This is a genomic window from Lysinibacillus canaveralius (assembly GCF_047301505.1).
Taxonomy (GTDB): domain Bacteria; phylum Bacillota; class Bacilli; order Bacillales_A; family Planococcaceae; genus Lysinibacillus_B.
The window spans coordinates 1,072,730-1,094,055 of record NZ_CP154840.1 but is presented as its reverse complement, the minus strand read 5'-3'; the positions used below and the strand labels follow the sequence as shown (position 1 = coordinate 1,094,055).

23 protein-coding genes are annotated in these 21,326 nt (G+C 41.1%); 4 read left to right on the top strand and 19 right to left on the bottom strand.

The genetic code is table 11. The features are described 5' to 3' along the window. Positions 1-28: 28 nt before the first annotated feature. The 9 genes from AA0Y26_RS05325 to AA0Y26_RS05285 all read right to left on the bottom strand — a co-directional run bounded on the left by AA0Y26_RS05325 (position 29) and on the right by AA0Y26_RS05285 (position 7,394). Positions 29-499: an S-ribosylhomocysteine lyase gene (locus tag AA0Y26_RS05325; RefSeq protein ID WP_413365787.1), complete on the bottom strand. Its 471-nt coding sequence runs from the start codon at positions 497-499 to the stop codon at positions 29-31. Between the two features lie 12 nt (positions 500-511). Then, entirely contained in the window at positions 512-1,252 is a 741-nt protein-coding gene (locus AA0Y26_RS05320; RefSeq protein ID WP_413368059.1) for an amino acid ABC transporter ATP-binding protein, read from the bottom strand. A 17-nt stretch (positions 1,253-1,269) separates the two neighbouring features. After that, positions 1,270-1,929 carry an amino acid ABC transporter permease gene (locus AA0Y26_RS05315; RefSeq protein ID WP_413365785.1) on the bottom strand — a complete coding sequence of 220 codons (660 nt, stop codon included), beginning with the start codon at positions 1,927-1,929 and terminating at the stop codon, positions 1,270-1,272. A gap of 72 nt (positions 1,930-2,001) precedes the next feature. Beyond that, positions 2,002-2,793, bottom strand: a complete 792-nt coding sequence (locus AA0Y26_RS05310) for a transporter substrate-binding domain-containing protein (RefSeq protein ID WP_413365783.1) — start codon at positions 2,791-2,793, stop codon at positions 2,002-2,004. Positions 2,794-2,969: 176 nt separating this feature from the next. Next, the gene (locus AA0Y26_RS05305; RefSeq protein ID WP_413365781.1) at positions 2,970-3,191 is read right to left on the bottom strand and encodes a YneF family protein; all 222 of its coding nucleotides are present in this window, start codon (positions 3,189-3,191) and stop codon (positions 2,970-2,972) included. Positions 3,192-3,791: 600 nt separating this feature from the next. Further along, positions 3,792-5,786 (bottom strand): transketolase, encoded by a 1,995-nt coding sequence (gene tkt, locus AA0Y26_RS05300; protein WP_413365779.1) that lies wholly within the window; start codon positions 5,784-5,786, stop codon positions 3,792-3,794. A 245-nt stretch (positions 5,787-6,031) separates the two neighbouring features. After that, positions 6,032-6,265 (bottom strand): DUF896 domain-containing protein, encoded by a 234-nt coding sequence (locus tag AA0Y26_RS05295; protein WP_413365777.1) that lies wholly within the window; start codon positions 6,263-6,265, stop codon positions 6,032-6,034. Positions 6,266-6,375: 110 nt separating this feature from the next. Beyond that, positions 6,376-7,059 (bottom strand): recombinase family protein, encoded by a 684-nt coding sequence (locus AA0Y26_RS05290; protein WP_413365775.1) that lies wholly within the window; start codon positions 7,057-7,059, stop codon positions 6,376-6,378. Then, positions 7,056-7,394 (bottom strand): LysM peptidoglycan-binding domain-containing protein, encoded by a 339-nt coding sequence (locus AA0Y26_RS05285; protein WP_413365773.1) that lies wholly within the window; start codon positions 7,392-7,394, stop codon positions 7,056-7,058. The genes AA0Y26_RS05290 and AA0Y26_RS05285 overlap by 4 nt, the downstream gene beginning before the upstream one ends. Positions 7,395-7,562: 168 nt before the next feature. Here AA0Y26_RS05285 and lexA point away from each other — a divergent pair, with 168 nt between their 5' ends. Further along, positions 7,563-8,183 (top strand): transcriptional repressor LexA, encoded by a 621-nt coding sequence (gene lexA, locus AA0Y26_RS05280; RefSeq protein WP_413365771.1) that lies wholly within the window; start codon positions 7,563-7,565, stop codon positions 8,181-8,183. Between the two features lie 52 nt (positions 8,184-8,235). Here the strand turns inward: lexA and AA0Y26_RS05275 are convergent, their stop codons facing one another. The 10 genes from AA0Y26_RS05275 to AA0Y26_RS05230 all read right to left on the bottom strand — a co-directional run bounded on the left by AA0Y26_RS05275 (position 8,236) and on the right by AA0Y26_RS05230 (position 18,031). Further along, positions 8,236-8,925 (bottom strand): gamma-glutamyl-gamma-aminobutyrate hydrolase family protein, encoded by a 690-nt coding sequence (locus AA0Y26_RS05275; protein WP_413365769.1) that lies wholly within the window; start codon positions 8,923-8,925, stop codon positions 8,236-8,238. A gap of 122 nt (positions 8,926-9,047) precedes the next feature. Continuing rightward, positions 9,048-9,800 (bottom strand): prepilin peptidase, encoded by a 753-nt coding sequence (locus AA0Y26_RS05270; protein ID WP_413365767.1) that lies wholly within the window; start codon positions 9,798-9,800, stop codon positions 9,048-9,050. Positions 9,801-9,811: 11 nt separating this feature from the next. Continuing rightward, entirely contained in the window at positions 9,812-10,525 is a 714-nt protein-coding gene (locus AA0Y26_RS05265) for a potassium transporter (RefSeq protein WP_413365766.1), read from the bottom strand. Next, a complete protein-coding gene (locus AA0Y26_RS05260) occupies positions 10,525-11,118 on the bottom strand; it encodes a PilN domain-containing protein (RefSeq protein WP_413365764.1) in 594 nt (197 codons plus the stop codon). Before AA0Y26_RS05260 ends, AA0Y26_RS05265 begins: the two co-directional genes overlap by 1 nt. Beyond that, positions 11,115-12,110 carry a type IV pilus biogenesis protein PilM gene (pilM, locus tag AA0Y26_RS05255; RefSeq protein WP_413365762.1) on the bottom strand — a complete coding sequence of 332 codons (996 nt, stop codon included), beginning with the start codon at positions 12,108-12,110 and terminating at the stop codon, positions 11,115-11,117. Before pilM ends, AA0Y26_RS05260 begins: the two co-directional genes overlap by 4 nt. A gap of 98 nt (positions 12,111-12,208) precedes the next feature. Beyond that, positions 12,209-12,610, bottom strand: a complete 402-nt coding sequence (locus tag AA0Y26_RS05250) for a prepilin-type N-terminal cleavage/methylation domain-containing protein (protein WP_413365760.1) — start codon at positions 12,608-12,610, stop codon at positions 12,209-12,211. Between the two features lie 151 nt (positions 12,611-12,761). Continuing rightward, entirely contained in the window at positions 12,762-13,967 is a 1,206-nt protein-coding gene (locus AA0Y26_RS05245; RefSeq protein WP_413365758.1) for a type II secretion system F family protein, read from the bottom strand. Further along, a complete protein-coding gene (locus tag AA0Y26_RS05240; RefSeq protein WP_413365755.1) occupies positions 13,964-15,019 on the bottom strand; it encodes a type IV pilus twitching motility protein PilT in 1,056 nt (351 codons plus the stop codon). The genes AA0Y26_RS05245 and AA0Y26_RS05240 overlap by 4 nt, the downstream gene beginning before the upstream one ends. A gap of 11 nt (positions 15,020-15,030) precedes the next feature. After that, positions 15,031-16,695 (bottom strand): GspE/PulE family protein, encoded by a 1,665-nt coding sequence (locus AA0Y26_RS05235; protein ID WP_413368057.1) that lies wholly within the window; start codon positions 16,693-16,695, stop codon positions 15,031-15,033. A gap of 16 nt (positions 16,696-16,711) precedes the next feature. Further along, on the bottom strand, positions 16,712-18,031 hold the full coding sequence (locus tag AA0Y26_RS05230; protein WP_413365753.1) for a VanW family protein: 1,320 nt from the start codon (positions 18,029-18,031) through the stop codon (positions 16,712-16,714). 255 nt (positions 18,032-18,286) lie between these two features. Between AA0Y26_RS05230 and AA0Y26_RS05225 the strand changes: the two genes are divergently transcribed. Genes AA0Y26_RS05225 through AA0Y26_RS05215 form a run of 3 tightly spaced genes read left to right on the top strand, consistent with a single transcriptional unit; the run spans position 18,287 to position 21,023 of the window. Then, complete coding sequence (locus AA0Y26_RS05225; protein ID WP_413365751.1) at positions 18,287-18,760, top strand: type IV pilus modification PilV family protein; 474 nt, start codon at positions 18,287-18,289, stop codon at positions 18,758-18,760. Then, positions 18,753-19,334, top strand: a complete 582-nt coding sequence (locus AA0Y26_RS05220) for a type II secretion system protein J (RefSeq protein ID WP_413365749.1) — start codon at positions 18,753-18,755, stop codon at positions 19,332-19,334. Before AA0Y26_RS05225 ends, AA0Y26_RS05220 begins: the two co-directional genes overlap by 8 nt. A 24-nt stretch (positions 19,335-19,358) precedes the next feature. Then, positions 19,359-21,023, top strand: a complete 1,665-nt coding sequence (locus AA0Y26_RS05215; RefSeq protein ID WP_413365747.1) for a hypothetical protein — start codon at positions 19,359-19,361, stop codon at positions 21,021-21,023. Positions 21,024-21,326: the final 303 nt, after the last annotated feature.

The window sequence follows — 21,326 nt, the reverse complement described above, 5'->3', positions numbered from 1 at the left end:
TATTTAAGCACCTGCTGCCTGCTTCATTTTATTCCACAAAAACGGTCGGCCATTCTGCACGCTTTTCTAAAAATTCCTGCGCCAATGCTTGTGCACCTTCCAGGCTGTGGCTCGCTGCCCATCCGCATTGTACTTCATTGCAGGCTGGTACAGCATCTGCAGCTAATACGTCCTGAAGCGTTTTTTCTAAAACTTCTAATATTTCCTCATAATGATCATGATTGATCACGGATAGGTAAAAACCTGTCTGACATCCCATCGGCGACACATCCACAACATAATCCGCATGATTACGAATGCGGTCTGCCATTAAATGTTCTAAAGAATGAAGCGCTGGCATTTCCATATAGGCCTTATTTGGCTGTTTGAAGCGAATATCGTATTTTACTACCACGTCCCCGTGCTTCCCTTCTTTTTTGCCGGCTAAACGCACATAAGGGGCTGCTACCTTCGTATGATCAAGGTCAAAACTTTCTACATTTGTTTTCTCTTTTACCATTCTCTTATCCTCCTAAATAAATTGCATAGATTGAATAAACGATTGAATTCGATCGTTTTCTTTATTATCAAAAAACTTTTTCGTTTCGCCGTCAAATAATACTTCTCCATTTTCTAAAAAAAGTATCCTGTCTGCTACTTCTTTGGCGAAATTTAAATTATGTGTGACGATGATCATTGATTTCCCTTCTTCAGACAAATCCTTCAGCACCTTCAATACTTCTCCTTCCAGCTCTGGATCCAGGGCACTTGTAGGTTCATCGAACAATAAAAATTTCGGTTCCATCGCCAAAGCCCGGGCAATAGCGACCCGCTGCTGCTGTCCTCCAGATAGCTGTGACGGATAGCTGTCCATCTTATGAGAAAGGCCTACTTTGGTCAAAAGTCTTTTTCCTTTTTCCATAGCCGCCGCACGTTCTTCCTTCAGTACGGTGACCGGCCCTTCCATCACATTCTGAAGTACCTTCATATGAGGAAATAAATTAAAGCTTTGAAATACCATTGCTGTATTTTGCCGGATCGCCAGCCGCTCCTTTTTCGATATCGGCTTCGATAAATCCACAATAATATCCTCTATTGCAAGTGTGCCGCGTTCAGGCGTCTCCAAAAGGTTGATACAGCGCAGGAGAGTAGACTTGCCTGAGCCTGAGGGACCCAATATAACAGTCGTTTCTCCCTTGTTGAATGCAAGATTAATATTTTTTAATGCTTCATGTCCATCAAAAAATTTATGCACGTTTGAAAACTGTACGATAAGGTCCACTTCCCTTCTTAAATATATTTCGAAGCATATTTTTCAAGCCTGCCCTGTACGAATGTCAGCACGGTAATGAATAGCAGGTAGATTGCCGCTACCAGTGAATAAATTAATAGCGGTTCATATGTACGAGCTGTAATCTGTTGGCCGATCATAAACATATCAGCTAGTGTGATGCTTGCTACAAGTGATGTCCCCTTTACCAAATCAATGAAATCATTTGTCACCGGCGGTAAGGAAATTCGGATTGTCTGTGGAGCAATGACACGCCGCAGCACCTGCCAATATGTCATCCCTAGTGATTCGGCCGCCTCCCACTGTCCTTTTGGAATGGCAAGTATAGAGGCCCTGATCGATTCGGAGGCATATGCTCCCGTATTTAAGGAGAAGGTAATGATAGAAGCTGTCCAGGCATCCAGCACGATACCTATATTTGGCAGGCCGAAAAATACAATGAAAAGTTGAACCAATAATGGTGTGCCGCGGAATATCCACACGTAAAGACCAAAAATATAACGTAAAATGGATACATTCGACATTCTAGCCAATGCTGTAATAACTGCTATCACCATTGCAATGGCGAAAGACAGTAGCGATAACGGAATCGTCACGGCAAGCCCCGCCTTTAATATAGGCCAAAATGACTCCATTGCAATTTCCATCTCTCTGCTCATCCATCAGCGCCTCCTTTCTACAAACATCAGGACCATCCTCCTTCCTCGGTCTGATGGTCCCGCGTTAATTAATTATTTTGTTATGATGTCTTCACCAAAATACTTTTGAGAAATGCCAGCAAACGTGCCATCTTCCGTTCTTGTCTTAATGATGTCGTTTAGCTTTTCACGGAATTCTTCATTATCTTTGTTAAGAATTAGTGCGATATCCGAAGAGCTGGTCGAACCTTCCACAATTTTCAGCTTCGAATCCGGCTGCTCCTGCATGTACGTTAAAAATGTTACACGATCATGAATTGTCCCATCGGCACGTCCCTGCTCCACCAATTGAATAGAGCCTGTTAAATCAGTTGTAGCAACGATTTCAGCGCCAAGCGCCTCAGCATCTTTTGCAAAGTTACTTGTTACTGTTTGTGCTGCATTCTTCCCGTCTAAATCTTCTATTGTCTGGATTTCTTTATTATCCTCATTAACTGCTAGGACTGCGACCGATTCCATATAAGGAATTGTGAAATCGTACTTTTCCTTACGCTCGTCCGTTATTGAGATATTGTTAATGACAAAATCATATTTATCCGTATCTAGTCCGGCAATTAGCGAATCCCATTTCGTTTCAATATAGTTTGCTTCAACACCTAAATCTTCCGCAATTTGTGCGGCAATTTCATATTCGAAGCCTGTCAGTTTTCCTGATTCATCATGATAGCTAAATGGTGGGAATGTTCCCTCCAAACCGATATTGATGACGCCGGCTTCTTCAATTTTTTCTAGTTTATTTGCCTCTGATGTTGTCGCTTTCTCTTCATTCCCGCAGGCAGCCAGCAGCAACATGGCAAACGTTAATAATACTACTATTTTTTTCATATGATTTTCCTCCTAGACTTTAAAACCTAGTTTGTAGGTTTGTTTTATAATATTACATTGTTTACAATAAATCAATAGCAATTTCTGAACATTATAAATTTACAATAAATACTGTAATAAGCTGATAAAAGAACGTAAAAAAAGAGCACAGATTCAATATCTGCACTCTCTTCATATTATTTATCCTGGAACTTGTTCATTTGTGACATCATTTGACGAACTTGCTTTTCAGATGGTTTACGTCCCATCTGTGCCATCATGACACGAATCATTTGTTCATTGATTGGTGGATTTTCTTTCAAATACTTCATCATATATTGACGAGCTGCGTAGAAACCAATCGCAACGCCCCCGATTAAAGCTACAATGATAAGTCCAATACCAAGCCATAAATTCATTTGTATCCAACCTCCTCCACTTACGTAATCCCGAGAAAACTCTCCAAAAAGGATTATACACTAATTCCAAAATGGTTGCTATAGAATTAATTGGACAGGCCCTGTTTCATCGCAACATTCTTACTCCCCGCTTCTTTTTTGAACCTCTTATATAAAAATGGCCTGCTATTTACAACCGGTAATATTTAGAGCTAGAGGTCGTATCATGTATTAGTTATTCAATAATCTTAAAGTTAGAGGTCCCTTTTTCCTGCTGCATCTGATCTTTCTGTCATCTTCTTAGCTGTGTTATTTCTTACCTGATCTCGATGACCGCTTTATTAAGCGTTTTTGCCCGCCGTAGTTGCAGATGCACTGGACCCCGGAGGAAATACTGCGTCCACATATATACTGTCTATATGATTTCTTACTTGTCGTGGTACTAAACAATCAAAACAAAAGACGGCCCGCAAATAATTGCGAGCCGTCTTTTTGAAAAGATAATTTGTTAGAGAAGATATATCTAACATTCGAGCCGGCTGCGAAGTGCTTCAGTCTAACAGGATGTTAGCACGAAGGGGCTGTCGCAGCTTAATGAGCGCAAATACGCTTTTGTAATGATTATAGGGCTTTTACTTTGTTTACTACGTTTTCTACTGTGAAACCGTATTTCTCGATTACTAACTCACCAGGAGCAGATGCACCGAATTTATCGATTGCTAGAACGTCCCCTGCAAAGCCAGTATATTTATGCCAGCCTAAAGAAGCACCCATTTCAATTGCAAGACGTTTTGTCACTGCTTTTGGAAGAACTGATTCTTTATATTCAGCCGATTGCTGTTCGAAGCGGTCCATTGACGGCATCGATACAACAGATGCATCGATTCCATCAGCAAGCAATGCTTTTTGTGCTTCCACCGCTAATGATACTTCTGAACCTGTTGCAATCAAGATTGCATCCGGTGTTTCTTTTGTTGCCGGTGAAATTACGTAAGCACCTTTTTGAACACCTTCGCGCACTGTTTCGATTGGTGTGTCAATGACCGGTAAGTTTTGACGAGACAATACTAAAACAGTTGGTGTTGATTTGCTTGTAATAGCAATACGCCAAGCTTCTGCTGATTCGTTTGCATCTGCTGGACGGATCACAGAAAGGTTTGGCATTGCACGTAATGATGCTAAATGCTCGATTGGTTCATGCGTCGGGCCATCTTCCCCAACAGCAATTGAATCATGCGTGAATACATATGTTACTGGCAGACCCATTAACGCAGATAAACGAACTGCTGGGCGCACATAGTCAGAGAACACGAAGAATGTACCGCCAAATACGTTCACACCACCATGTAATGCCATACCATTTAATGCAGCACCCATAGCGAACTCACGTACACCGAACCAAATATTACGGCCTGCGTAATCATCCGCTGAGAAGTCCCCTGCACCCTTCATTGTCGTTTTGTTTGAGCCGGCTAGGTCAGCCGAACCACCGAAGAAGGAAGGAACTTTTTTCGCTAATGCATTAATTACGTCACCTGATGATGAACGTGTTGCTACTGATTTACCTGCCTCGTATACTGGGATTTCAGCATCGTAATCTGCTGGTAATTCATTATTCATTGCTTTAACGAACTGCTCAGCTAACTCAGGATATTCCGCTTTATATGACTCAAACTTGGCATTCCAGTCATTTTCGGCTTGTACACCTTGTACATCAGCAGCTGCCTTGAATGTTTCATAAACTTCCTCTGGTACCTGGAATGGCTCATGTGCCCATTCGTACGCTGCCTTTGTTAATAGTACTTCGTCCGCTCCAAGCGGTGCACCATGAGAATCTGATTTACCTGATTTATTTGGAGAACCGAAACCGATTACTGTTTTAACTTCAATTAAAGTTGGCTTGCCTTTGTTTGCCTTCGCTTGCTCAATTGCTTTATTAATTTCATCGATATCTGTACCATCTTGTACTTTTAAATAGTTCCAGCCATTTGACTCAAAACGTTTTTGCACGTTTTCAGAGAATGATTTCTCCAAATCGCCGTCCAATGAGATATCATTTGAATCATACAGCACGATTAACTTTTCAAGCTGTAAGTGACCTGCAAGCGAGATTGCCTCTGAAGCGACACCTTCCATTAGGTCTCCATCACCACAAAGTGCAAATGTATAATGGTCTACAATTTCATGCCCTTCTTTGTTGTATGTTCCTGCAAGGTGGCGTTCTGCCATTGCCATACCAACTGACATTGCAATTCCTTGACCAAGTGGACCTGTTGTTGCTTCTACCCCAACTGTATGGCCGTATTCAGGGTGACCTGGTGTTTTAGAATCCCACTGACGGAAGTTCTTGATTTCTTCCATTTCCAAGCCGTATCCACCTAGGTGAAGCAGGCTATATAAAAGCATCGAGCCGTGACCAGCTGATAATACAAAACGGTCGCGGTTATACCATTTTGGGTTTTGTGGGTTGTGGCGCATTTGTTTTGTCCATAATGTGTACGCCATTGGTGCTGCACCCATCGGTAGACCCGGGTGGCCTGAATTTGCCTTTTCGATTGCATCGATTGATAATGTTCGGATAGCATTGATTGCTAACAGATCCGCGTATTGTGTCATGTTTGACATCCTTTCTCGCACTGATATTGTTCTTATATAGTTTAGTCATAAACGCTTAAGAATACAACGTTTTTTCCGTAAATATGTTATACTTTTCAACTTAATGTGACATATTAATAGAAGGCGTTGTTTGATTGATTTTTCTCTCGAAATTTAATAGAGAATTTTGTACTCCTTCCTGCTATTTGTTCGGAGAAGCAACATAGATCATTCTAAGAGTTAATCAAACTCTCCCGCCTTGTATATTAGTTTAAGAATTTATTTTTCTTAGCTTCTTTTACCTTTTCCGGTGTCACATCGTTGCCTTCTGCATCGATGACCTTTACGCTTTCAATCGTGTCACGCATCGTACTGCGGAACGTATCCAAATATTCTTTGCGTAATTGAGTCTGCTCTTTCGCTTCTGCTTCCGTTAATGTTCCTGCTTTTTTCTTTTTCGAAAGCTCATTGATCCGAGCCATTTTTTCTTTTGATAACATTTTCGTCTCACCTTTCTTAACCGACTACTACAAAGGTATGAGAAAACGGCAGGAAGTGCAAGCGATTGCGCTTTATTTTCTTTCTATATGCCAAAAAGAGCCGCCTAATTTTATTTGGGCAGCTCTGAGGCTTGTTGTCGTTCATATTCTTCTACATATTCAATATATCGTCTATGGACAGTTGCCTTACTTACCTGGAACCCTAGACCCTGTAATGTACTTGCGATTTCTTTAAAGGTCATGCCCTTCTCACGCATCTTGACGATTTCCTCTATTGGCACTTCAATCCGATCACGGCCTTCTAAATTGCCGCGTTCCCGGAGATTCAGCTCTGGTCTGTACCCTCGTTCTACTGCACGTTTCATTCCTCTGCGAATTTTCGCGTTATGCAGCTTTCGCTGGTATTCTTCGACTATTGAGAGGATTTCAAGAAGCATCGTGTCCATTTCATTTAGTGACAGCGGTCCTGCCTCATTTAATGAATAAACCGTCACATCCTGTTTCATTAACAGGTGAAGCACAGCCATCCGTGCATTTCCGCGTCCAAGACGTGTCTCATCCTGAATAAAAAGAACAGGTATATCGGATTCCTTCATAAAATCAAGCATCTCTAACAGTCCTTCACGATCTACATCATAACCACTATGCTGATCTTCAAAGACTGCCTGTACGCTAAACCCCTGTTCTGCTGCATAGCGGGTTAATTCCTCTCGCTGCCTTGTTAAAGATGTTTCCTGTGTTTCCTTTGTCGTACTAACACGGCAGTATACGACAGCCAATTGCGGCTTTGTCATTTTTGATCACTCGCTACTTTAATGGATTTGCCATCCTCTCCAATTGTTCGGTTGGCTATGTATACTGAATCTTTCGCTATAGGAATCGTAATTGTTTGACCTGTTTGTAAGAGTCCATCAAATAATTGATTCTCTTTTTTTACGAAAACGACCCAGTCCTGTGTAGACATCTTACCACGGTATTCGTCTGCTAACGACCATAAAGTATCTCCATGTTCGATTGTAATCTGTTCGTATTGGTGAATTTTCTCGTCTGTGATATATATGTATGCAATAAAAGCTACTGCCACCCCTAGAAGTACTTTTACATAGCTGTTTTCCTTTACCCAATTCATTTGACCATCTCCTTGCAGAATGTTTGTTCGGAATATATGTTCTCATTTTAATGCGAACATTTGTTTTTTGTCAACACTTTATTTCGAACTTACGTTTGCATTTTTGTTCGCATATGGTATACTGAAAATAATTTAAAAAGGAAGAACTCTGGTAGAGAGGTGAACATTATGACAAAGGTATCTAAACGCCAAGAAGCGATTTTGGCATTCATCAAAGAAGAAGTACGCTCTAAAGGCTATCCGCCTTCCGTTCGTGAAATCGGAGAAGCAGTCGGTCTTGCTTCAAGCTCAACAGTTCATGGTCATCTGGCCCGTCTTGAAAGTAAAGGACTAATCCGCCGTGACCCTACAAAACCACGTGCCATTGAGGTACTGGATCAGGAAACAGTGCTCGTCAACAAGCAAAGTGTTATTCATGTCCCACTAATCGGTAAAGTAACGGCAGGTTCGCCGATTACGGCGATTGAAAACATTGAAGAATACTTCCCGCTGCCAAATACATACGGCACGAGCGAAGACCATATCTTCATGCTGGAAATTATGGGTGAATCTATGATTGAAGCTGGTATTCTAAACGGAGATTATGTCATCGTAAAACAGCAGTCTTCAGCAAATAACGGCGATATTGTCGTAGCGATGACTGAAGACGATGAAGCGACAGTTAAGCGCTTCTACAAAGAAAAAACACATTTCCGCTTACAGCCTGAAAACTCTTCAATGGATCCTATTCTAGTAGATCAAGTGAAAATTTTAGGAAAAGTAGTAGGCTTATATCGTACGGTACATTAATTTCCCCTAAAAATTAGAACAGCGCCCATCTCCAAAGATGAACGCTGTTTTTTTATCTGCATGCTTGAATGAATGCCTCAAAAAGCTTAACAGAGGCACTGTCTCCATAGACCGCCGTCTCCTCTGGATGCCATTGGACCCCTAGACAGAAAGCGTACTCAGGATGTTCTATTGCCTCAATTATGCCATCATGGGCCCTTGCAGAGACGATTAGCCCCTTACCAAGCTCCTTGGCAGATTGGTGATGGAATGTATTTGTCATAATCTCTCCTCCAATAATAGAAAAGAGCTTTGTTCCCTCTTTTACTGTTATTGGATGAACTTTTTCATAGCGAGCGGATTTTTGGGCATGCTGGACTGCTCCCTCTACTTCTGACGGAATATCCTGATACAGTGTACCGCCAAATGCTACATTCAACACCTGTAAGCCCCGGCAGATGGCCAGCACAGGTAAATTCTGTTTTAGCGCCTGCTTCATGAGCTCTAAATCACTTTCGTCCCGCTCTGTTACAATGGCCCCTGTTTGAGGGTGTGGATTTTCCCCATAACTCGCCGGGTTCATATCACCCCCGCCAATCAATAAGAGCCCGTTGAGCCTTGTCAGCACCTCATCAATCCCTTCTCGAATGTGCGGGATACAGACAGGTATTCCCCCCGCCTGAATAATAGACTTGATGTATGATGCGTTTACTTCCTGCTTTCCTTCTCCGGAATGCATCGTTATGCCAATGATAGGTTTCATTTTTCTCTCTTCCTTTCTCCTATTTACTGTACCCGGTAGAAAAGAAAAAAGTCCGCCATATAGACAGACTCTATTCACTCAATGCTGGTCCACGCTTATTATATATGATAATTCATTCATCATTAAAACAACTGCCAATACCAATCGATCAGGTCTGCTCCATAAAAATAAGCAATGACAGCCCCCAACGCAATTGAGGGTCCAAACGGGATTGGTGTTTTCCTTCCCTGTCCCCGCACTTTTAGGACGATTATTCCCACAACCATACCGATGAGCGATGCCAAGAAGAGGGTTAATAATGTATAGACGGTGCCCAGGACGAGCCCGATTAGAAAGAACAATTTGATATCTCCCCCACCCATGCCGCCTTTTGAAATAACAGCGATAAGCAGTAGAATACCAAAGCCGATTACAGCACCCAGCAGGCTGTCCCACCACGGGTCAAGCGGTGAGAAAATCCGTGCGATTATTAGCAGCGGAAGGAAGAACAACAGAATTTTATTTGGAATTAACATATATGCAAGGTCCGATACGACAATGATTAATAAAAGCGACATAAACAGCAGCGCCACTGCTAACTCTGCCGTAAAGCCAAATTTTAAATAGCTTATCACAAATAACACAGCCGTCGCGATCTCCGTTACGCAGTAAATCGGCGACACCTTTGCCCCGCAGCCTTTACACTTCCCACCCTGAATTACATAAGAAAGTACGGGTATCAGCTCAAAAGCTGTCAGTCTGCGATTACAGGCTGTACAGTGGGAGGGAGGATTGACAATGGATTCCCCTTTCGGAACCCTTAACCCGACCACATTATAAAATGAACCAAGTATCAGTCCAAATAAAGCAATAAAAATACTATATACAATTTCCATATGGTTGCCTCTTACTCAAAATAGAATGTCGTCACCTGGATGCTCGCGGAAACAATCGCGGATGCGTCGTTCATTAACGTGTCCTCTTCACCCGGCAGTGAGTATTCAATTGTATCAATGTGCATGACGCGCTCTAATGCTTCGATTTCTTTAATGAACTGCTGCAGCTGCTCATCATCAGGTGATTCAATCTCTATTTGACATGTAATTAGTTTTAAATTTGCCGGCAGTGCCTCAGCTGACATAGTGGAAACTGGTACAGGCTCTCCCTGCTGGTCCGCTGTCTCGTCCGCTGCCCCTTCAACAGGCGCTTCTTCTAGAGCGCCATCCATTTGATTTCCTTCCGTGTTTGCATTCGGATCAGCAAGTCCTGATGCGGAAACAAGACTATCGTAATTGTTAAAACTAATCCCTACAATACGAGAGTTCGAAATATATTCAATCTCCTCAAAGGATAATAGAAGCTCATCAATCTTGCGGCTCTCCGGCAGCTTTTTACGAACAGCAAATTCATTACTGACTGCACCGTTATTATCCCCCTCAATAAGAGCGATTTGCTCTTTCATTGTAGAAATCTCACTATTTAAAGTGTCGACAGTGCCTTGCTTTATTTCTGCCTCATCCTGTTTCGGTAGAACGACATAATAATACACCGCAAATAATAATACTAAAACAAGTGCCGTCACAAGAAGCGGTCCTGAATTTTTGCCACTAGAAAGCTGCATTATGAATCACCCCCGGTAACCAACTGTGCATCATTGATGGCCAATATTACCTCTACCGTATAACGAGGCACCTCACTGAATCGTGTCTCATCCTGTCGTTCCCCATTAGAACCAAGTTCGAAGTTTTCAATTGTTCCTACTTGCACATCCAGGAAGTACGGACTGTTCTCAAGCCTGCTAATGTAAAGGGACGCTGCATTTAATGTTTCAAAATCAACAGAGAACGTCACCGCAGATTCTCCGAATGAATAATCACGCAAATACGTATTCTCCGGCAACAATCCTTTTGTTTCATCAATCAGCGGGGTCACCGGATAGGATATATGTTCAATAAACGCTAATGACTCCTCAACAGAGCCTTGTCCAGCACCCTGCAATGTAGTGAGTTCCATTTGCAGCGTATCTCGTTCACTTTGAAGCATCTGCTCTTCGTTCGATAAATTTGTTACCTCCGCCTTTGCACTAAAATACATCCAGGACATGACGGCAAGCAGGGCAATGACAATCGTGCCAAGCAATATGAAGAACACTTTGGAATTGCCGTCCTCCTGTTCCGCATTCGGCATCAGGTTAATATCCGGTATCATGCTCATACATTCTCCCCCTTCAGCGCAAGACCAATGAGAGAAGCATGCTTCGCCTTAAAGCCCGGATATTTCTTTCCAATGAGCGTATCATTGACTTCGATAATTCGATTGTCAAAGTTCTCCGCCAAAAACTCCGTAATATTGGAAAGCAGCGGATTATCCCCTAAAATAATGATCTCATCCACAGATTTTTCACCTTTATGCAGCGAAAATTTAAAGAAGTTCATCATACGGTCGAGCTCCAGCACCTGATCGGTCACAATCATCCGGTAGTCCTGGATATCACCTTTATATGTAAATGAAATATCATATTCGTTGTCTCCGTCATGCTGTGTTTGCCATTTCTCTAAATCCGTTTCAATTGCCTGGAAACGCAGGAACTCCACATTTCCCTCCGAGTAAATGCAAATCGATAATTCATTAATCGACCAGTCCGCGATCAGGTATGTTTTCTTGTCATTGATTAACTCCAGTGACTCAAGTAAACGCAAATTTGCCAGCGCACGGATGTCCGCTGCCTGAGGTGATAGATGGTTATCGAGTAAGATTCCCATGAACTTCCGCACTTCTTCCGGAGGAGCCGCAAACACTACCGCTTTCCCATCCTCCGGCACCGGGTCATATACATCAACAAGCGGCTCCTGGAACGGCAAATGAATGGAATGCCCTACCTCCATCTGAACATAGCCGCGTAAATCTTTCATATCTGCAATATCATCTGGATGCTCAATCGTTTTCAATAATACCGATGTATCCGGTACAAAAAAGCGTACATTTTGCCGCTTCCCGCCCCACTCAGCCACATTTGCCTTTATAATTTCAAACAGGCTCATTTCATCGATGATGGCGGCATCCTGTAAAACACCTTGTGACAGCGGGATATCGAAGCATTGTGCCTGTGCCAAATTCGGCCCCTTCGACACGAGTGCACGCAGCACATAATCATTCAGTTCAATGCTGACATGGGATTTTTTTCTTGGAGTTAATAGTTTCAGCATGGCAGGGCCTCCTGTTCTTTGATGTTAGTTTGATAGAATTTAGTGTTAATCACTCAATGGAACACCCAACCGCAGTTGGATGTTCGATGAAGGACTACTTAGTCTAGCCATCCTTGGATTTGAGCCTCAGTAACATTTGATGTACTAGCTCCTGAAATTTGTGTAAATGTTTCTCCCGAAGCCCATGTTAAAGTATAAACTGCACCATTCTTGACAACAGTATCAGTGTCAACCAATGTAATACCCTCTATAAACGGATTAAGTTGAGTTCCCGTACAAGTATTTCCTGTACATGCACCATCTGCAATTGCTAATTTTGCTCCTGAAATAATTAATTGTGCATCACTTAACACAGCTTTTTCTCTTTGTTTCTCAATAATATTCCCAATCGCCGGAATAGCAATTGCCGCAATAACGGCCAAGATAACAATTACAGCTAAAAGCTCAATCAATGTTAAACCTTTTTCATTTTGAATACGTTTTTTCATTTGTTGAAACATATGAAAATACCTCCTCTTTTTAATTTGTTATTTTTTATTTTGCACGGACGTCAAAGCTACTTTGATGCCTCCTTACAAACGTCCAATTCATTTTTAATTGTTGAGGTTTTTACCCTAGTTAAAGCTAGAATTCTAAAATTTAAACAAACTCTTACATTTGCTCATAAAGGCTAAACATCGGCAGCATAATCGCTGCTACAATTGTTCCTACAACTATCGCCAATAATAGAATCATCATCGGCTCTATTAGTGACTTCAGCGTATCAACTGCCCGATCTACTTCTTCCTCATAGAAGTCGGCGATTTTCTCCAGCATGTAGTCAAGCGACCCTGTGGATTCTCCAATTTGCGTCATGCTTGTCACAAGCGGCGGGAACAGCCAGCTCTTCTCGAGCGGCTCGGTTAACGTGCTCCCCTTTTCCAGGCTTTCTCTTGCTTTGATCATGACCTCACTGATGACCGGGTTTCCGCTGACCCGTTCGGAAATCGTAATTGCGTGTAAAATTGGCACTGCACTGCTGAATAAAGAAGATAGTGTACGTGTCAGTCTTGAAATAGCCGTTTTCTGCAGCAATGGACCGAATACAGGCAGCCTCAGCATCGAGTAATGGACCATATAGTGAAATCTCTTGTTCTTTTTATAAAGTGAGTTGAAACCTATTGCTGCGCCTAAAATCACTACTAAAATGAGCCACCAAAAACTCACAAGCCAATCACTTATTTTCACTGTAATGACAGTAATAAGCGGCAGCTCTGCCCCCATCTCTTCAAATGTTTGAACAAAGGTTGGGACAATATAAATAAGAAGAAAGAACACGACGCCAATTGTAATCAGCAGCAGAATCGCCGGATATGTCAGCGTTGACTGAACCTTTTTTTTAATGCGAAACTGTTTTTCAAATGTATTGGCAAGCCGCTCCAACGTTTCATCGATATTTCCGGTTGCTTCTCCTGACCGCATCATATTGATAAATAAATCCGGAAATACCTTTGGGTGCTTTGCAATCGCCTGGGAGAATGCGGTACCTGCCCGAACATCTTCCTCCACCTCTTCAAGAGCCTTTTTCAACGGCTTGCTTGTCGATTGGCGGGCAAGGATGTTCGTTGCTTCTACAATCGAAATACCAGCTCGAATCAGTGTCGCAAATTGGCGGCAGTAGATGACGAAATCTTGGTTTTTGATACCACCGCCAATAGTCAGATCCTTATGCAGAATACTGTTTGACTCTTCGACTTCCCGCGGGTTAATCCCCTCTTCGCGCAGCTTTAAGATGGCGGCATTTTTATTCATCGCCTGAATCGTTCCTTTTTTTAAAGCACCGGTTTTAGAGCGTCCGCTATATTTAAAGACGGTCAATTGTACTCACCTACATTCAAATACGGCCGTGCTTCTTCCAGGGAAATCTGTCCCTCTGAAATAAGCCCCTGGATGTTCGATTCAAGCGTATGCATACCAAGTGCTCGGCTCGTCTGCATCACACTTGGAATCTGATGAACTTTCTCATTACGAATCAGGTTCGTTACAGCAGGGACGCCTACCAAAATTTCCGTCGCTGCAACCCTGCCCCTGCCATCTTTTTTGACAAAAAGGCGCTGTGAAATAATGCCCTGCAGGACATTGGCTAACTGAATCCGAATCTGCCCTTGCTGATGCGGCGGAAACACATCAATAATACGGTCGATCGTTGTCGGGGCACTTGATGTATGTAATGTTGCGAATACCAAGTGTCCCGTTTCCGCCGCGGTAATTGCCGTCGAAATCGTCTCCAAATCTCGCATCTCTCCGACTAAAATAATATCCGGATCCTGCCTTAGGGAAGCACGCAGACCGTTAGCAAAGCTAGCTGTATCTGTTCCGACTTCCCGCTGATTGATGATCGACTTCTTATGGTGATGGACGTATTCAATCGGGTCTTCAAGCGTAATGATATGCTTCGCTTTATTTTCATTAATATAATTGATCATCGCTGCTAGAGTCGTTGATTTTCCTGAACCGGTAGGACCTGTGACTAATATGAGTCCTTGCGGTTTTTCCGCTAAATCATAGAGCACCTTTGGCATATTCAGCGATTCGATTGTCGGAATGTTACTGGAAATAAGACGTGCAGCAATTGCACCGGCATTACGTTGATGATAGGCATTTACACGAAAGCGGCAATAGCCTTCCAGCGTATAGTCAAAATCCGTTTCTCCCTTTTCATCGAACTCTTCTGCCTTGGCTTGCGGTAAAATTTCCCGTACCATCTTATTTACCATATCCGGTGTAATGGACGTTTCTCCGTAGTGAGCCAGCTTGCCGTTTACTCGATACACAGGCGGCACGCCGACAGTCACATGCAGATCAGATGCATTCTGTTCATAGGCATAGAGCAGCAAGTTTTTAATTTGCAGGGTGTCAGTCATTGTCATTTCTCCACTTCCTATTCCGTCGTCGCCACGCGCAATACTTCCTCGGTAGTTGTAATGCCGCTCAATACTTTCAGAAGGCCGTCCTGCAGCAGCGTATTGAATCCTTTTTGCTTCATATAGTCACGGAGCACATTGCCGCTTACCTGAGAAAGTATTAACTCCTTCAATTCCCGGTCAATCGGCAGAATTTCGTGAATAGCCATACGCCCTCTGTATCCAGTGTTACTGCATGCAGAGCAGCCACGTCCTCGATAGACAGTCGTAACAGCCATTCCATTTTCCGCAAAAATTTCTTTTTCACGATCCGTTGCGGATACTTCTGTCGAACAGTCCCGGCAGATTTTCCGTACGAGCCGTTGAGCCATGGCCCCTACGAGAGAAGAAGAAATAAGAAACGGCTCAATTCCCATATCCTTTAATCGGGAAATTGACTCTACTGCACTATTCGTATGCAATGTACTAAGTACTAGGTGCCCCGTAAGAGAAGCTCGTATCGCAATTTGCGCTGTCTCCAAGTCCCTTATTTCACCTATCATTACAATATCTGGGTCCTGACGCAAAATTGAGCGGAGTCCGGCTGCGAATGTCAGCCCGACCTCTTCTTTTACTTGAATCTGGTTAATGCCTGTCATCTGATACTCAACAGGGTCTTCAACAGTGATAATGTTGACTCCCTCATCGTTCAATTCAGAAAGTGCAGCATATAATGTGGAGGATTTCCCTGAACCAGTTGGGCCCGTTATCAGAACAATTCCGTTTGGACGGTTAATAATTTGTCCAAAGAGGTCCTCGTTTTCCGGCGAAAATCCAATTTGTCTAATATCGTTTGGTGCATTACTTAAATCCAAAATACGCATGACGATTTTTTCACCATATACAGTCGGCAATGTCGACAACCGGATATCAACCGGCCTAAAATTCACATTAATTTTAATCCGCCCATCCTGAGGAATCCGGCTTTCCGTAATGTTCAAATTCCCCATGATTTTTACACGCGCTGTCATCATATTTTGCATATGCTTTGGCAATGACCGTTCGGTACGCAGCACACCGTCCACACGGTAACGTACTCTGAATTCTGTTTCCTGCGGGTCAAAGTGAATATCCGACGCGCGTTGAGCTACACCATTTGCGATAATTTGGTTGACGAGACGTACAATGGGAGAATCTTCATCCGTGATTTCCAGCTGAGAGTCTTGCATATTCGCCTGTACATCAGATAAGGCTGCTTCCATCGATTCCTGGAGATCATAATACTTCGTAATCGTCCGGTATAGATCATCTTTCGCTGCAATAGTCGTCTCGATCTGACAGCCTGTCGCCATCCGCACTTCTTCAATGGCAAAGTAGTCCATCGGATCAGCCATAGCAATGAACAATTTGTTTTTCTCACGCCGAATCGGGATAAGCTGAGCCCTTTTTGCCAGTTCAGCCGGGACAAGCTGCAAAAGCTCTGGGTCAATTGGGATTTGATTGAGCGAAATATGGGGAATCCCAAGCTGGAATTCTAATACCTCAATGAGCTGCTGTTCTGTTAAAATATTTTCCTTGATTAGGAAATCTCCTAGCTTTTCATCTCGGCTTTTATTCTCGAGCGCATGCGTCAATTGTTGTTCCGTTATAACACCTGCCTCTAAAAGCAAGTCCCCTATTCGTTTGCGAGCTGCCGTTCTCATCATCAGCCCCCCTTTTTTATGGTGTAATTAAATTGCCGCCTTTATCGTAATAGCTGCCCGGAGGTAGGATTGGATTCCCATTCTCATCTACCTCAAGCTCGTTTTCATTTATTGTTTCGCCTTCCACATCGTCACCAGGCTCTACATCAGCTAACCCGTCACCATCCAGGTCCATCTGAAGATCCGGATCTGTTTCAGTTGGCTGCTGTGTCTGCAGCTGGTTTGAAGAGTTTAGTAAAATACGATTGACCGGCGGATAGTAGTCCCGACTGACCAATTCCTCCACGCCGTCCAGCACCCGGTACACTGAAACGCGCATCCCCTGTTCTCCTTTTTGAACTTCTTTTACTTGTCCAGTTGGGAGTTCATTCGAATAACGTGTGATAGTACGCGGTTTAATTTCTTCATCTCTCACAACTCTTGTCTTTACACTTGCTTCCTGCTGCGTTGTGTAAACTTCCACCTTTAGCTGCTGCGCCTCTACCGAGAGCTTCAATTTGATTGGTGTCACCAGACGATTAATAAACTGTAAATCTTCTCCGTTTCTATTGATCGCCGCCTCAATACCAGGCTCCGAGTAATCTGGCACTTTTTGTTGAGAGTGACGCTCTAGAATTTCAGAATTGATATTTAGAGCACTTTGATAAACAAGGGAAGCTGTGAAGTTAAGCGCCTCACTATTTGCTGCATCAATATTTTCTCCAAGCGCTTGGATGAATGAAAATGTTTCATCCGGCGCAATCACCTGATCATTCAATGCGTGAGCAATATCATATGTACCGAAAGCCGTTTCAGGAATTTCTTCTATCGCAAGTGCGATACGGTTTGCTTCTAAAGCAGTTGTATCTTCCACTACTGCTTCTACTTTCCCCGCCTTTAAATAGCCGGCAGTATTCATGACCTGTGTATAGGTCTCTTCCAGATTCCATATCTTCACCTTTGAGATTTCAGTCTTCAACTCTTCACTTGGTAAAATCTCCAGTGGAATATGTACAACACTTTCTTTCTCCCAAAAAGCATACCAGTCTTTTTTTACTATCGAATTATATAAATCTATCGTACTATCAATATCATGGTGGATAATTGTGGTATTTAAGACAATCTCACTTTCTCCTCCCGAAATAATAAGAGGCTCATTCATCCACTGATTGATCGCATTGGTCAGTTTCCCTCTTATCTCATTTTCTGTTAGATTACCAACTTCAATACCGGCAATCGTTGAAATAGCGGCTTTCTCTTCAGCATGTGCCGTTTTGAATTTAACACTGCCTAGAGGGGAAACAACATAAATCAGCACACTTACCAGCAGAGCCAATACCATTATATTCTTCTTCACCCTCACCACTCCTACCATATTTTAAATTTTCTATACATTAGTTACATTTAGACTAGAAAATAACTATAAGGATAAGATACACTACTAATATACACTTTGTATAGTCCTTTAGTCTTTTTTATATTTTTTATATGTTCAAAATAGGAACTTTATGTAAAAAATATAGAGTTTATTTCACTTTATCAATATAATAAATAGAATATTTTTACTTTTAAAGAAGTATTATTACCTAATGTTTAAGGAGTGATATATACCTTGAAATTATTATCCAAATCCCCTTCCGAGCAAGGGTTTTCGCTTATCGAAGTAGTTGCTTCCATAGTAATCGTTGCAATTTTACTCATTAGTTTCGCCCAATTATTTGTACAAGCAAACAAGACAGCTGCACATAATAATGAGAAATTAGTAGCTATCAACTTAGCAGATGCAGCTCTAGCTAAACTACAGGCGGAAACACTCGCTAAAAATTCAAGTATCACTGATGTAAACCATTACTTTGTTGACAATAGTGTTAATGATCCTACACAGAAAAAACCGCCTCTCGCTATTTTTATGAATGGTAAAAATTACTCTATTACCTATAAGGCTTCACAGAATAATAAAAAAGAGTTAATTACAAACTCTACTTATTCTGAAAAAGAATTAGATTTAATTAAGGTAGTAGTAACCGTAACTGCACCAGATGGAAAAATTAAAGGTTCTTCGGAAGGATATGTTTCACTTGAATAAACACCAAAAGAATGAAAGAGGTTTAACGTTAGTCGAGCTTTTGGCAAGCATTGTGCTGCTAACTATCATCTCTATTTTTCTGTTCTCTATTGTGACAAAAACGATGGAGAATAACCGCATCATTCAACAAGAAACGATGCTGCGGGATGAGGCTGATATTATTGTAAGTAAATTTATAAAGTCCCTTTATTCCACGAAACAGGGATATATCATCAGAAACACAACAAATAGTACTGGAAATAGCTATATTGAAGTGACAAATGACTTGGGGAAATGTCAGAAAAATGAGGAGGGTGTTTTAATTGATAAAAACGCTTGTGACAGAACCTTGAAACCAATCGGATTCAAAACTGCCAACGGTGTTACGAGCCTATATATTTTAGATGAGCAATATTCTGTCGCACATCCAAACATAAAAATATTATCTACCTCCCATATAAAAGGAGATCCCAATAACACTACTTTATACGAGGTTAATTTAACATTACAGATCACTCATAAAAGAGGAAATAAAGAGATTCCAAAGCAAAAGACATTCATTAATCGAATTCAGCCTATTTTAACTTCAAAATAAAAGGAATGAAAGGAGGATTAGAGAATGAAGAAATATTTACAAAACGACAAGGGTTATTCATTATTATTAGCAATTGGCGCTATTCTTATTTTTACTGTTCTTGGCTTAAGTTTGATTACTTTGACTACAAATGGAATTGCAAAAAATTCACACCGCGAAGACACGATCTTAGCACAAGATCTATCTGATAAAGGTATTGATTTTGCAGTAAACGATATACAAAATACCCTTGAAAAACAAATTATAGCTACACCCATGGGGAAAACCGAATTCGGTACTTTCTTAGACACCACTTTAAATAAAACAAACTTAAAATGTCCAGCTGCCGGGCAGCCACTCCCTGCTAACATCGGCTTTCATATACCAACAGAAAATAATAATATAACCAAGGTCTGTATCGAAGCAGTCAAAATGATAACAAATTCTTCTGGTATAACGGAAGAGAAGGATAAATATAAGCGGCTCGTCACGTTTAGAAGTTATGGGGTCGTTAAAAAGAAGGAACATATTTCAAAAACAGATGTAATTATTGGGACAGATGCAATACCAGATCAGCTACGTTATGCAGTTTCTACAAACAATGGAGGGAATTTATTCTTACATGGAGGGGTAGAAGTTCAAGGAGATATTAAAACAGATGGAAATTTAATAATTTCCAACTATGCAAGTTGGGGTACTGCTACGAGTAATATAAATAGATGGACAGCAAGCGTATTTCCTAGAATAGTAAAAAACGTAAACAGTGTAAATCCTAAAATCATTACATCTGAAAACAAAGATATTTATTATTTCAAGTTAAACTCTAATAATGATTCTACCAATTTTTACTACAAGCACGAAGCTGGTACAGAGCTCAGTAAGATTCAACATTATGATAAGCTAAGTTTTAAAGAGAATGCTATTAATCCATTTTTATTTAATACCACTAACATATCTTTAGTGAGGAAGAAATTAGAAGATGATAAATTAGATATTCCCAAAGAATTCAGTAAAATCTCTTCCTCCGCTACTACTTATATGGAACTTACTAACACACCATCTAACAATAACAAAAATAAAGTTTATTATATCAAACAAGAAACATACTGTAGTGCATATAGTCGGTGGAGCGGAAAATGTATCGAATATTCAATGTCTTCAGGGAGTATCAATCTTACAGGTAGCACTAACAATAAAGCAAATATGAATTTAGTTGGTACATACTATGTTGAAGGTAATGTAGACATCGATTATACCAATCTCAAAGCAGATGCTATCCTATATGTAAAGGGTAATGTCAGTATAAATCAGAGTACATTAAAAGGCGTTAATACTGATAGTACTTTATTTATCTTTGCCGAAGGAGACATTACTTTCTCAAATATGCATGACCCTAGCTCCTCACCTACAGATAATATTAATGAGGTAAAAGGTTTCTTCTATAGTAAATCAAATATGATGCTCTTAGGAGTGAAATCTTATATGAAATTTATAGGAGGAGTTTCTGGAAAAAGAGTGATTTTAACGGGTGTTAGAGGCATAGGAAAAGATAATATTTTTAATGATGTACACACCCAAAAAAATAAAAGTGCTCGTTTACAAATTATTTATGATGAGAATTTAATAAAAATGTTTCATGAATTTAAACGAGATGAAAAGGAAGAATATGTCACACAACTAAACGAACCCGAAACAATCAAGCGTTATTAATCTTAAGGATGATTTGGCCAATTCTTTTATCATTGGCCAAATCATCTTTTTTTATTTAAATTCCTTCTAAAAATTCATCCTCTAATTTTCTTGCTGTTAAAAATCTAGATACGGAGAAAACATCTGCAAGCTTTTCTTTCCCACATTAGACATAGCAACAAATTATTTACACAAAATACTACCTTACAAACTGAAAAATCAAAAGATACCTGTGATTACTTTTTTTATATAGATTATACTGTTTATTTTACTTCAATAAGCACCTTAAGGATACGCATTAAAGCATTACACGTTTATCCGTTT

Excerpts from the sequence above, each read along its gene's own strand:
- AA0Y26_RS05325 (WP_413365787.1), bottom strand. The coding sequence starts at position 499 with ATGGTAAAAGAGAAAACAAATGTAGAAAGTTTTGACCTTGATCATACG.
- AA0Y26_RS05315 (WP_413365785.1), bottom strand. The coding sequence starts at position 1,929 with ATGAGCAGAGAGATGGAAATTGCAATGGAGTCATTTTGGCCTATATTA.
- AA0Y26_RS05310 (WP_413365783.1), bottom strand. The coding sequence starts at position 2,793 with ATGAAAAAAATAGTAGTATTATTAACGTTTGCCATGTTGCTGCTGGCT.
- AA0Y26_RS05305 (WP_413365781.1), bottom strand. The coding sequence starts at position 3,191 with ATGAATTTATGGCTTGGTATTGGACTTATCATTGTAGCTTTAATCGGG.
- tkt (WP_413365779.1), bottom strand. The coding sequence starts at position 5,786 with ATGACACAATACGCGGATCTGTTAGCAATCAATGCTATCCGAACATTA.
- AA0Y26_RS05295 (WP_413365777.1), bottom strand. The coding sequence starts at position 6,265 with ATGTTATCAAAAGAAAAAATGGCTCGGATCAATGAGCTTTCGAAAAAG.
- AA0Y26_RS05290 (WP_413365775.1), bottom strand. The coding sequence starts at position 7,059 with ATGACAAAGCCGCAATTGGCTGTCGTATACTGCCGTGTTAGTACGACA.
- AA0Y26_RS05285 (WP_413365773.1), bottom strand. The coding sequence starts at position 7,394 with ATGAATTGGGTAAAGGAAAACAGCTATGTAAAAGTACTTCTAGGGGTG.
- lexA (WP_413365771.1), top strand. The coding sequence starts at position 7,563 with ATGACAAAGGTATCTAAACGCCAAGAAGCGATTTTGGCATTCATCAAA.
- AA0Y26_RS05275 (WP_413365769.1), bottom strand. The coding sequence starts at position 8,925 with ATGAAACCTATCATTGGCATAACGATGCATTCCGGAGAAGGAAAGCAG.
- AA0Y26_RS05270 (WP_413365767.1), bottom strand. The coding sequence starts at position 9,800 with ATGGAAATTGTATATAGTATTTTTATTGCTTTATTTGGACTGATACTT.
- AA0Y26_RS05265 (WP_413365766.1), bottom strand. The coding sequence starts at position 10,525 with ATGCAGCTTTCTAGTGGCAAAAATTCAGGACCGCTTCTTGTGACGGCA.
- AA0Y26_RS05260 (WP_413365764.1), bottom strand. The coding sequence starts at position 11,118 with ATGAGCATGATACCGGATATTAACCTGATGCCGAATGCGGAACAGGAG.
- pilM (WP_413365762.1), bottom strand. The coding sequence starts at position 12,110 with ATGCTGAAACTATTAACTCCAAGAAAAAAATCCCATGTCAGCATTGAA.
- AA0Y26_RS05250 (WP_413365760.1), bottom strand. The coding sequence starts at position 12,610 with ATGTTTCAACAAATGAAAAAACGTATTCAAAATGAAAAAGGTTTAACA.
- AA0Y26_RS05240 (WP_413365755.1), bottom strand. The coding sequence starts at position 15,019 with ATGACAATGACTGACACCCTGCAAATTAAAAACTTGCTGCTCTATGCC.
- AA0Y26_RS05235 (WP_413368057.1), bottom strand. The coding sequence starts at position 16,695 with ATGAGAACGGCAGCTCGCAAACGAATAGGGGACTTGCTTTTAGAGGCA.
- AA0Y26_RS05215 (WP_413365747.1), top strand. The coding sequence starts at position 19,359 with ATGAAGAAATATTTACAAAACGACAAGGGTTATTCATTATTATTAGCA.